Below are 1,419 nucleotides of genomic sequence, written 5' to 3'. Positions count from 1 at the left end.
GGTCGCGTCCACGGAAGTGGTGTACGACTTGCCCGTGATGGGCGTGTTGCGTAGATGAGAGACGGCCACCGCGCGATCCTTCGAGACGGCAAAGTCCGAGTGAAGGAGAGTGATGCGCGATGGCCGCATCTGAGAGTGTGAACCCTGTTGACCTGCTGTGCGAGCAGATCGCGGGCGCGTCGCCGGATCTGTTGCAGGCGATGATCAAGACGTTCGCGCAGGCGGTGATGTCCGCCGAGGCGGATGCGATCTGCGGTGCGTCGTATGGGCAGCGCAGCGAGGACCGCGTCAACTCGCGTAACGGTTACCGGGTGCGAGAGTGGGACACCCGCGCGGGCACGATCGATCTGGCGGTGCCGAAGCTGCGTAGCGGTTCGTACTTCCCGGACTGGTTGCTGACCCATCGCCGGCGGGCCGAGCAGGCCTTGGTCTCGGTGGTGGCGACGTCGTACCTGCTCGGGGTGTCGACCCGCCGGGTGGAGAAGCTGGTCGAGCAACTCGGCGTCAAGCAGCTGTCCAAGTCGCAGGTGTCGGAGATGGCCACACACCTGGATGCCCAGGTTGAGGCGTTCCGCAGCAGGCCTCTCGACGCGGGGCACTATCCGTTTGTGTGGATGGACGCGTTGACGATGAAGGTCCGCGAAGCCGGACGGACGGTCAACGTCCACGCCCTGGTCGCGGTCGGGGTCAACGCCGACGGTCAACGTGAAGTCCTCGGCTTGGACGTCGCCTCCGACGAGGACGGCGCGGGCTGGCTGGCGTTCCTACGCAGCCTGACCGCCCGTGGCCTGACCGGCGTCCAGCTCGTCATCTCCGATGCCCACCGCGGTCTCGTCGGCGCGATCGGCGCCGCCCTGCCCGGCGCCGCCTGGCAGCGCTGCCGAACCCACTACCTGCGTAACCTGCTCACGAAGGTCCCGAAATCGGCACAGCCATGGATCGCCACCCTTGTCCGGACGATCTTCGACCAGCCCGACGCTGATGCGGTCCGAGCCCAGTTCGACCGAGTCGTGACCACGATCGAGGCGAGGTTCCCGGCCGCCGCCGACCACCTCGCCGACGCCCGAGAGGACCTCCTGGCCTTCACCGGGTTCCCCCGTGAGATCTGGCGTCAGATCTGGTCGAATAATCCGCAGGAACGGCTGAACAAGGAGATCCGCCGCCGCACCGACGTCGTCGGAATCTTCCCCAACCGGGCGGCGATCATCCGACTCGTCGGCGCCGTCCTCGCCGAACAGACCGACGAATGGACCGAAGGCCGCCGCTACATGGGCCTGGAAATCCTCGCCAAAGCCCGCCTCGTCATCGTCGAACCAGACCAACACGACGTCGAGCACACCGCCCCGGCCCCGATCGCCGCATAGCATCAAACCGGATCCCGCGATGGCCGTCTCCTACACCACCAGCGCGGACGTGACC

Annotated in this window: 1 protein-coding gene; it reads left to right on the top strand. The window is 66.8% G+C overall.

Annotation, left to right across the window (positions count from 1 at the left end; all coding sequences use genetic code 11):
* Positions 1 to 119 precede the first annotated feature (119 nt).
* Positions 120 to 1,364, top strand: coding sequence for an IS256 family transposase (locus GVV04_RS31925; protein ID WP_161692716.1), 1,245 nt, complete (start codon positions 120 to 122; stop codon positions 1,362 to 1,364).
* Positions 1,365 to 1,419 lie beyond the last annotated feature (55 nt).

Source organism: Micromonospora rubida, assembly GCF_009908295.1.
GTDB lineage: Bacteria > Actinomycetota > Actinomycetes > Mycobacteriales > Micromonosporaceae > Micromonospora > Micromonospora rubida.
Note: the sequence above shows the minus strand (reverse complement) of the source record. Positions and strands in the feature narration are given on the sequence as shown.

Bases quoted from the DNA above. Each gene is read 5' to 3' on its own strand.
- GVV04_RS31925 (WP_161692716.1), top strand. From the start codon at position 120: ATGGCCGCATCTGAGAGTGTGAACCCTGTTGACCTGCTGTGCGAGCAG.